Source organism: Pseudonocardia thermophila, assembly GCF_900142365.1.
GTDB classification, from domain to species: Bacteria; Actinomycetota; Actinomycetes; order Mycobacteriales; family Pseudonocardiaceae; genus Pseudonocardia; species Pseudonocardia thermophila.
The window spans coordinates 21,616-30,707 of the sequence record NZ_FRAP01000034.1 but is presented as its reverse complement, the minus strand read 5'-3'; the positions used below and the strand labels follow the sequence as shown (position 1 = coordinate 30,707).

Below are 9,092 nucleotides of genomic sequence, written 5' to 3'. Positions count from 1 at the left end.
CCGTGATCACGCAGCCGGTCAGCGTACAGGCGCACCGCGCGGGCGCGGGTCTCCTCATCGAACTTCCGAGGTGCAGGCACGGCTCCAGTCTCCTTGCTAGATCAGAGCCTCTCCACCACCCAGGGCGATTCACGCCGACGTGGCGCAGCTCCTGATCAGCCCGAGTGCGACGTCGGTGGCGAGCACGCCCGGGGCGAGCCGCCCGGACAACCGGACACCGACGACCTCCGGTGCCGGCTGGGTCAGACCTGGCAGCTGGTTGATCAGATTCGTCCGCCCCTACGACCGCGGCGCCCGCTCACGGCGTGATGAGATCTCGGCAACCCGTCTCGATCATCAACGGCTTGACCATCTCCCGCAGCATGCCGGCGAGCGGCAGCGACAGCCCGACCTCGTCGGCCACAGCGGAGATGATCTTCATGTCCTTGTGGGACCACGGGAACCGGTCGATCTTGCCGTAGTAGTTGAGGAACTGGTTCATCCCGCTCGAGCGGAGCAGGGCCGAGATCAGCGTGTGGGTGTCGACGCCGAACTCGGACGCCAGGGCGATGGCCTCGCGGTCGGCGATCGCGGCCGCCCACAGGAGCAGGTTGTTCATCGCCTTGCCGACCATGCCCGTCCCGATCGGGCCCAGGTGGAAGATCTCCTTCCCACACGGCTCCAATGCCGGCCGGACGGCGTCGAGGGTCTCGCCGTCTCCGCCGACGAACCACAGCAGGTCCCCGTCGTGGGCGCCCGCCTCACCTCGGGCCACCGGGGCGTCGAGGAACCGCATGCCGGCCGACGCGCACTCAACTCCGAACGCGCGCGCGTCGCTCGGGCTGATGGTGCTGCTCACGACGACGACAGTGCCCGGCGCCACGCCCGCGAGAACCCCACCGGGCCCCGCGAGGGCGTCCTGAACCTGCTTCGTCGTCCCCGGCATCAGGAATACCACGTCACAGCCCTCAGCCGCGGCCGCCGCGGAGTCGCACGTCTCGACCCCGTGCAATCGGACGATGTCGACCGCATGCGGATCCGGGTCGTATCCGCGTACCCGGTATCCCGCGTCCCGGAGGTGTCGGGTCATCGGTTGGCCCATCCGGCCGAGCCCCACGAAACCGCTGTGAGCGCGCACTTGGGTCACAGACGCGGCAGCGGTGCCCCGGCCAGCATGGCCGCAGCGCAGCGACGTCAGGGAGGGCATCGACGTGGATGCAGCAGTGCCCGCACGCACGATGAGTGTCCGGGCCCCGGACGGGGTCCGGCTGCATGTGACCGACACCGGCGAGGGCCCGCCGGTTCTCTTTCTCCATGAGTTCGCGGGTGACCACCGCAGTTGGGCACGGCAGGTCCGTGAACTGGGTCGCGACTTTCGCTGCCTCACCTACGCGGCGCGCGGTTACATCCCCTCGGACGTGCCGTCCGTCGCGTCGGCCTACTCGTGGCAGCAGGCGGTCGCCGACGCCGTGTCCGTCCTCGACGCGCTGGGGCTCGAGAGCGCGCATCTCGTCGGGCTCTCGATGGGCGGCTACACCGCCCTGCAGGTGGGCCTGCACCACCGCGACCGCGTGCGGTCGATCATGGCGGTGAGCGTCGGGTCCGGCTCTGACCCGGCCACGCGCGATGCGTACTTGGCCGAGACCCGCCACGTCGCGGACTACTTGCGCTCGCACGGGGCGGCTTTCGTCGGCGAGCGCATGGCCGGTGGACCCAGTCGGGTGCAGCTCGCCGCTCGAGACTGGGAGGCGTGGCAGGAGATGGTCGACCAGTTCGCCGAGCACTCCGTCGACGGGCTGGTGCACACGATCCTCGAGGTGCAGGGGCGGCGTCCAGCGTTGCACGATCTGACCGAGGGGCTGAGTGGCCTTCGGGTCCCGCTGTTCGTTGTGACGGGCGACGAGGACGAGGCGTGCCTGTCGACGGGGTTGCTGCTCAAGCGGACGGTCCCGCGTTGCGGGTGGCAGGTGTTGCCGAACACGGGGCACGTGCCGAATTTGGAGGACCCGAGCCGGTTCAACGACCTTGTTCGCCAGTTCGTGGTGTGCGTCGAGGCTGGCACTTGGCCCGAGCGCGATCCCCGCTCGCGGGCGGTCTTGCAGTTCGACCTCGATCGGATCGACGCTGATGCTCACTAGTGGTCTCACCGGAAGGGTGGCGATGCCCGGAGACGGAGCGATGCGTGCCATGAACTCGCATGGTCCTGGTGCCCGACCATCGGCGGCGGCGTTGGAGGCGTGGTCGAAGAGCTTCTTGGCGGGGCAGGACCCCGAGGTGCGCGACGCGCTGTTGGCGGACAGCCGGATCGCGACGTACCCGGCGGGCGTGTGCATCTGCCGGGGCGAGGAGGGCGATTACCGGGTCGCGCTGATCCACCGGGGCCGCATCCGAGCGCAGATCACGTCGTGGGACGGTCGCGAAGTGACCACGCGGTACATGACCGTCGGCCACATCACCGCTGTGCCCGCGATGCTCACGCACGGGGCGCCCGCGTCGCTGCACGCGGTCACCGCCTGCGAGGTCTCGCTGCTCAACCCGAACACGTTCCGGCGGCTCATGCGTACCCACGCTGCGCTCAGCTACCAGGTGGCGGTGTACCTCGCGGAGTCCACCTACGAGACCGTCGCCTACTACGAGGACAACCTGTTCGGGTCGGTGCAGCAGCGGGTGAGCAGGCACCTGCTGGAGATGGCCACGCCCACCGTGGGGGGCCTGCTCGTCCAGACCGACCAGGCGGAGCTTGCTAGCGCCATCGGCTCGGTGCGGGAGGTCGTCGCCCGCGCCCTCAAGAAGCTCTCCGACACCGGTGCGATCCGCCGCTCGCGGCGCCAGATCTGGATCGAGGACCCGGGCCTGCTGCGGTCGTTCGCGTCGGAGCCCCTTGGGGGCTGGCTCCGCGAGCTGGGCCCCAGGCGGCCGAACCCATGACCACCCACCCCGCCTCGACGACGAGTTCCTACCGGCGTCCGCGGCCCTGCCGCGCATCGGTCGCAGCGACGGGACCGAGACACGCCGGGGCGCGGCGGGCCGCACCCCGCCGTACCGGCCCGACGAGAAAGCCGCGGGAGGGGTCGAGCTGTACCTGTTCCCCGGCACGTATCACGGGTCCGTGACGTCCGGGGCGCCCAACGGAGCGAACGCCAACTGACCGAGGAGATCGCCGTGCTGCGGCGGGTCGTGCGGTTGTGGGAAGGAGCGCGAACGGATGCCTGACGAGCACCACTTCCTCAGCGGGGTGCGGGTCCTCGACATAACGGGGGCGCTGGCCGGGCCCTACTGCACCATGATCCTCTCCGACCTCGGGGCCGAGGTTGTCAAGGTGGAGCCGGTGGACGGCGACCCGCTGCGCCGCCGACTGGTGGGCCGCGAGCAGGTGCCGCTGCCGTTCGACCTGATCCACCGCAACAAGCGCAGCATCGCCGTCGACATCAAGTCCGAGCGGGGGCGCGACATCGTCCGCGGGCTGGCGAAGCGTTCCGACGTACTGGTCGAGAACTTCCGCGTCGGCGCGCTCGCCCGCTGCGGCCTGTCCTACGACGACCTCAAGGACGACTGCCCGGACCTCGTGTACTGCTCGATCTCAGGGTTCGGGCAGCACGGTCCGATGCGCGACGCGAAGGGCATCGATCTCGTCGCGCAGGCCTACGGAGGGCTGCTCAGCGTGACGGGCAGCCCCAGCGGCGAGCTGGCGAAGGCTGGGTATCCCGTCGGGGACCTGGGCACCGGGATGTGGGGCGCGATCGGCGTGCTCGCGGCGCTGCACCGGGCCCGGGCCGGGCACGGCGGTGCGCACATCGACGTCTCGCTGTCCGACACGATCGCTGGGTGGTCGCTCTGGGAGGTCGCGGACTACGTCGCCACCGGTGAGGCCCCCGCCCCGCTGGGTACCGCGCACCGCCTCACCGCCCCATACGAGGCCTTCACCTGCGGCGATGGCGCGACCCTCGTGATCGGGGCGACCGAGCGGTCGTGGAAGGACCTGTGCGCGGTGCTCGGGATCGACCTGGCCGGAGATCCTCGCTTCGAGGGGGAGTCGGCGCGCTTCGCCTACCGTGCCGAGCTCGCTGCGATCCTGCAGGACAGGTTCGTCACCGCACCGCGCGACGCGTGGATCGCGCGGCTGCGGGAGGCCGGGGTGCCGTGCGGGCCGGTCAACGACATCCCGCAGATGCTGGGCGACCCTCAGTACCGCGAGCGGGGGATGTTTCCGAGCGACGCCGACCGGTTCGGCCACCCGTGCATCGTCAATACCCCGGTGGTCGCCGACGGCGCGCCGCGTGCTCGCCGCAGGGCGCCAGGGATCGGGGAGGACACCCGAGCCTTGCTCGCCGAGATCGGGGTCGACGGGCCGGAGGTCGAACGGCTGCTGCGGGAGCGGGTGGTGGGCGCGGCATGAGCAGCGCCGTCCGGCTCGAGGTCCGCGACCGTGTCGCCCATCTCACGATCGACCGGCCGGAGAAGCGCAACGCGTTGACCGCCGACATGTGGGCGGCGCTGCACCGCTATCTCGACGACGTGGACGGGGCCGGCGTCGCCGCCGTCGTGTTGAGCGGGGCGGGTGGCAGCTTCTGCGCCGGCGCCGACCTCGGTGAGCTGCGCGCTCCCGGGCGCGCTGACGAGATGCGGGAGCTGGGCGAACGGGCCGTCCTGCGACTGCGGGAGGTGGCTGTGCCGACGGTCGCCGCGATCGACGGGCCGTGCTTCGGGGCCGGGTGCAGCCTGGCGCTGGCCTGCGACGTGCGCATCTGCTCGCCTGCATCCCGGTTCGGGATCCCCGCACTGCGGCGCGGTCTGGTGTACGAGCAGGCATTCGTGACGCAGCTTGTGCGCATCGTCGGGCCGGGGACCGCCGGGTTGCTGCTCTACGGGGGCGAGACCTGGAGTGCCGAGGAGGCGCTGGACCGCGGCCTCGTCGACCGATGCAGTGCCGACGTGCCCGCTGCGGTCGAGCACCTCCTCGCCGGGGTGCGCGACGCGCCGGCGGCGGCCGTCGCCGGCACGGCAGCGGCGCTGCGGGCGGCGGCCACCGACTGACCCGACACCCAGGAGGACACGTGGACCTGCAGCTACGCGGCGCACGCGCGATCATCACCGGGGGATCGCGGGGCATCGGACTCGCCGTCGCCCGCGGGCTCGTCGCCGAGGGCGCCCGGGTGGCGCTGCTGGCGAGGGACCCCCGGCGCCTCGACGCCGCCGCCGCGGAGATCCGGCGCGCGTGTCCGGACGCCGAGGTGTTCACCGCGGCCGCGGACACCACCGACGACGCCGCTGTGCGCGGCGCGGTCGATCGGGTCGTGGCCGCGTGGGGCGGCGTCGATGTCCTCGTCAACGCCGCCGCCGAACCCGCCACCGGGACCGCACCGCCGCTGGCCGAGCTCACCGACGGTGACGTAGCGGCCGACTTCGACACCAAGGTCCTCGGCTACCTGCGCTGCGCCCGGGCGGTCGCCCCGCACATGACCCGGCAGGGATCAGGCCGGATCGTCAACATCTCCGGCCTCGCCGCCCTCCGCACCGGTTCGGTCTCCGCCACGATCCGCAACGTCGCGGTCGCCGCACTCACCGCCAACCTCGCCGACGAGCTCGGCCCCGCCGGCGTGGGCGTGACCGTCGTCCACCCCGGCGTGGTCGAGACCGAGCGCACGCCCGGCCTCGTCGCCGCCCGCGCCGCGGCCACCAGGCTCAGCGAGCAGCAGGTACGCGCCCAGCTCGCGGGGGGCAACAGCCTGCGCCGAATCGTCACGGCCGCCGAAGTCGCCGACGTCGTCGTCTTCCTCTGCTCGCCGCGCGCGGCCGCCGTGACCGGCGACGCCATCGGCGTCGCCGGCGGCAACCGAGGCGCGGTGCACTACTGATCATCGCGAAGTACCGCATGGACGTCAGCGGCAAGGGGCGCGCACTCGTCACCTGTGACGGCAGCGGGATCGGGCGGGCCGCGTACGCGGCGTTCCCCCGGCACGGCACCGCGGTAATGGCGGTCGACCGGGATGCCGCCGCGGCGGAGGAAACGGTCGAGGGCATACGGAGCGCTGCCTGCACGGCGGTGGCCGTGCTGGCCGACGTCTCCCAGTCGGCCGACGCTCAGGCGGGCGTGGAGGCCGCGGTTGAGCGCTTCGGCCGGATCGACCGCTTCGCCAACAACACCCCATGGGCGTGTTTTCTCGGCCTACACAATGTCCTGCCGCGCAGCATCGCCCAGGGTGGCAGCGCGATGGTGAACACCGCGTCGGTGGCGGGCATCATCGCCACGCCAGGCGCACCCGTCCACGCCGTCTCGAAGCACGCCGTGATCGGTCTGATCAAGGCCGCGACGGGCGAGGTCGAACGCCACGGTCCGGGTCACCGCGGTGTGCCCTGGACCCGTCGACGCGGTCGCGATGCAGCCGCTGGAGGAGCAGCTCGGCCCGACGGGCTCACCGAGCGCAACCGGGCGGCCCAGCCCACCGGCCGGTACTCGACCCCGGGAGGAGGTTGCGAACGTTGTCCTGTTCTTCTGTTCGGACATCGCGTCAAACAGACCGGCGCAGTACGTCGTCGACGGCGGGCGCAGCGTGACGGGCCCCGGACTCCCAGCGCGAACGCGCGCCGCGTCGGATCGAAGTCGGCTGATCCAAGTCACAGTCACCGCCGCGGCCTGCGGCGAGACTCGACCGAGCCGGATGCAGGGGCCTCTCAGGGGCGCCGGCCCCGGCAGCGCCAGTCACGGGGGCCTCGCCCCGTCCGGGCTTTCCCAGGAGGCACTGTGCAGACGCTCGACCTCGTGGACTGTCGAACGCTTGTACGACCGCTCCGGCTTCGCCAACCTGTTGACCAGCCGGGCACATGGGCCATGAGGAGACCGTGAGTGGGATCTGCCACTTCGCAGAGGATGTCGTCGCCTGCTCGACCGCGTGACCGACGGGGTCCTGGTCTGACCTGACGATCGGAGGACATCGATGTCTCGATCCGCTTCCCCCGTCGCGCCGGGCGAGGTGCCCGCTCGCACCCCGCTCGCGCGCCGGGCCGTCGTCGCCGCCGGCACCGGCAACGCCCTGGAGTTCTACGACTTCGCCATCTTCGCGTCGCTGACGCCGGTCATCTCGCAGCTGTTCTTCCCGGCCGGCGACGCATTGGCCGCGATCCTGTCCACGCTCGCCGTGTTCGCGGTCGGCTTTGTCATGCGCCCCGTGGGCGCCGTCGTGTTCGGCCGGCTCGCCGACCGCCACGGGCGCAGGATTCCCCTCGCGGTCGCCGTTCTGATCATGGGCGTTACCACGGTGCTCATCGGGGTGATGCCGACCTACGCCGCGGCGGGCGTCGTCGCGCCGCTGCTGCTGTGCCTCGCGCGGCTGTTGCAGGGGCTGTCCGTGGGCGGCGAGTTCGGTACGTCGGCCAGCTTCCTCGTCGAGCACGCGCCCGCGCACCGGCGCGGGCTCTACGGGTCCTTTGCGTTCTTCTCTTCCACCGCGGGCAGCGTCCTCGGCGCGGTCGTGGTGCTGGTCCTCACCATCGCGATGTCCACGGAGACGCTGCACGGTTGGGGCTGGAGGGTGCCGTTCCTGCTCGGGTTCCCGCTGCTCGTCGTCGGGCTCTACTTGCGGTACCGCATCGCGGAGTCGCCGGAGTTCGAGGAGGTCAAGGCCGGCAACGCACGGGAGAGCAGCCCGCTGCGTACCTTGTTCCGCCGGCATTGGCGGGCCTTCCTCGTGGTGCTCGGGATCTGTGTCGGGTTCAACATCGCGGCGTCGACCGTGCAAGCCTTTGTGCTCACCTACATCCAGTCTGTGATCGGCTTGTCCGCGGTGGAGGCGCTGACCTCGGTAGTCGTCGCCACTACGGTCGGCGTCGTCCTGGTGCTGGTCTTCGGTCACTTCTCCGATCGGTTCGGCCGCAAGTCGGTGCTCGTCTTCGCGTGCGCGCTGGCGGTGCTCCTGCCGTACCCCAGCCTGCTGGTCATCGGGCTGGGTGGGTTCGCCGCGGCGCTCGTCGGGCAGCTCATCCTGTGGATCCCCGTCGCGGCGTTTGGCGGCGCCATCCCAGCGCTGTTCGCCGAGCTGTTTCCCACGCAGGTCAGGGCGTCGGGCTTCGGGATCGGCTACGGCTTCGGCTCCGCGATCTTCGCAGGTACCGCGCCGTTCGTCGCGACGCTGTTGATCGATCTAACCGGCGACACGCTGGCCCCCGCCTGGTACATGACCGCGGCCGCGCTCGTGACGCTCGCCGTCGTGCTCATTTCCGCGTCGGTGGCGCGCAGGCCGGCCGCCGCATGACGTGTCACATCGCTGGGAGGGAGTGCGCATGAGCTCGTCCACGGGGCGGCTGACCGGCAAGGTCGCGCTGGTCACCGGTGCGGGTTCCGGGATCGGGGCCGCCACGGCGGAGCTTTTCGCCCGTGAAGGCGCCCGGGTCGTCGCTGCCGACATCGACCCTGCGGGCGCGGCGGGCACCGCGGAGCGCATCCGCGACGACGGCGGGATCGTCGAGCCGTTCGCCGCGGACGTCGCGCAGGAGGCCGCAGTCGCCGAGCTCGTCGAATTCACCGTCCGCACGTTCGGGCGCCTCGACGTCCTGCAGAACTACGCCTCGAACCGGAGCGTGGTGGCCGCGGACGTCGCCGTCGCCGACTGCGATCCGCAGGTGTGGGCGCAGCAGCTGAGCGTGGACCTCATGGGCTGCGTGCTCACCGCGAAGTACGCGGTGCCGCACATGTTGCGGGCGGGCGGCGGCAGCATCACCAACGCCTCCTCGCTGGTCGGCTGGCTGTCGTTGGACGCGCGACCTGCCTACGCCACAGCGAAGGCCGGCGTGATCGGGCTGTCGAAGGCGATCGCCGTCGAGTACGGCAAGCGCGGGATCCGCTGCAATGTCGTGGCGCCGGGCCCGATCGTCTCGCCCGGCACCGCGGGCATGTACACCCCGGCGCAGACCGAAGTGCTGGTGGACCACGTAGCGGCACCCCGGCTCGGGCGCCCGGACGACGTCGCGCTCGCGGCGCTGTTCCTGGCCTCCCCGGAGGCGGCGTTCATCAACGGTCACGTACTCGTGATCGACGGCGGGATGTCGGCGTACGCGCCGATGGTGCCGTCGTTCCGGCGGCTCGTCGACGCAGCGGGGGGCCAGGGATGAGGAGGCAA

9 protein-coding genes are annotated in these 9,092 nt (G+C 71.5%); 8 read left to right on the top strand and 1 reads right to left on the bottom strand.

Annotated features, from left to right (window positions below; translation table 11 throughout):
• Nucleotides 1-298: 298 nt before the first annotated feature.
• A complete protein-coding gene (locus BUE41_RS29050; protein WP_084756110.1) occupies nt 299-1,186 on the bottom strand; it encodes an NAD(P)-dependent oxidoreductase in 888 nt (295 codons plus the stop codon).
• 4 nt (nt 1,187-1,190) lie between these two features.
• Between BUE41_RS29050 and BUE41_RS29045 the strand changes: the two genes are divergently transcribed.
• The 8 genes from BUE41_RS29045 (at nt 1,191) to BUE41_RS29010 (ending at nt 9,084) form a co-directional block, all read left to right on the top strand.
• Nucleotides 1,191-2,117 carry an alpha/beta fold hydrolase gene (locus BUE41_RS29045; protein ID WP_234997658.1) on the top strand — a complete coding sequence of 309 codons (927 nt, stop codon included), beginning with the start codon at nt 1,191-1,193 and terminating at the stop codon, nt 2,115-2,117.
• Nucleotides 2,118-2,166: 49 nt separating this feature from the next.
• On the top strand, nt 2,167-2,907 hold the full coding sequence (locus BUE41_RS29040) for a Crp/Fnr family transcriptional regulator (protein ID WP_073460553.1): 741 nt from the start codon (nt 2,167-2,169) through the stop codon (nt 2,905-2,907).
• Nucleotides 2,908-3,184: 277 nt separating this feature from the next.
• Nucleotides 3,185-4,375, top strand: coding sequence for a CaiB/BaiF CoA transferase family protein (locus tag BUE41_RS29035; RefSeq protein ID WP_073460552.1), 1,191 nt, complete (start codon nt 3,185-3,187; stop codon nt 4,373-4,375).
• Nucleotides 4,372-5,013, top strand: a complete 642-nt coding sequence (locus tag BUE41_RS29030) for an enoyl-CoA hydratase/isomerase family protein (protein ID WP_073460551.1) — start codon at nt 4,372-4,374, stop codon at nt 5,011-5,013. Before BUE41_RS29035 ends, BUE41_RS29030 begins: the two co-directional genes overlap by 4 nt.
• 20 nt (nt 5,014-5,033) lie before the next feature.
• Nucleotides 5,034-5,834 carry an SDR family oxidoreductase gene (locus BUE41_RS29025; RefSeq protein WP_073460550.1) on the top strand — a complete coding sequence of 267 codons (801 nt, stop codon included), beginning with the start codon at nt 5,034-5,036 and terminating at the stop codon, nt 5,832-5,834.
• A gap of 17 nt (nt 5,835-5,851) precedes the next feature.
• Entirely contained in the window at nt 5,852-6,823 is a 972-nt protein-coding gene (locus tag BUE41_RS33055) for an SDR family NAD(P)-dependent oxidoreductase (protein WP_073460549.1), read from the top strand.
• 91 nt (nt 6,824-6,914) lie between these two features.
• On the top strand, nt 6,915-8,228 hold the full coding sequence (locus BUE41_RS29015; protein ID WP_073460548.1) for an MFS transporter: 1,314 nt from the start codon (nt 6,915-6,917) through the stop codon (nt 8,226-8,228).
• 28 nt (nt 8,229-8,256) lie between these two features.
• On the top strand, nt 8,257-9,084 hold the full coding sequence (locus BUE41_RS29010; protein WP_073460547.1) for an SDR family NAD(P)-dependent oxidoreductase: 828 nt from the start codon (nt 8,257-8,259) through the stop codon (nt 9,082-9,084).
• Nucleotides 9,085-9,092 lie beyond the last annotated feature (8 nt).

Coding starts and splice junctions, on each gene's coding strand:
- BUE41_RS29050 (WP_084756110.1), bottom strand. CDS start 1,186: ATGCCCTCCCTGACGTCGCTGCGCTGCGGCCATGCTGGCCGGGGCACC.
- BUE41_RS29010 (WP_073460547.1), top strand. CDS start 8,257: ATGAGCTCGTCCACGGGGCGGCTGACCGGCAAGGTCGCGCTGGTCACC.
- BUE41_RS33055 (WP_073460549.1), top strand. CDS start 5,852: ATGGACGTCAGCGGCAAGGGGCGCGCACTCGTCACCTGTGACGGCAGC.
- BUE41_RS29040 (WP_073460553.1), top strand. CDS start 2,167: ATGAACTCGCATGGTCCTGGTGCCCGACCATCGGCGGCGGCGTTGGAG.
- BUE41_RS29030 (WP_073460551.1), top strand. CDS start 4,372: ATGAGCAGCGCCGTCCGGCTCGAGGTCCGCGACCGTGTCGCCCATCTC.
- BUE41_RS29015 (WP_073460548.1), top strand. CDS start 6,915: ATGTCTCGATCCGCTTCCCCCGTCGCGCCGGGCGAGGTGCCCGCTCGC.
- BUE41_RS29035 (WP_073460552.1), top strand. CDS start 3,185: ATGCCTGACGAGCACCACTTCCTCAGCGGGGTGCGGGTCCTCGACATA.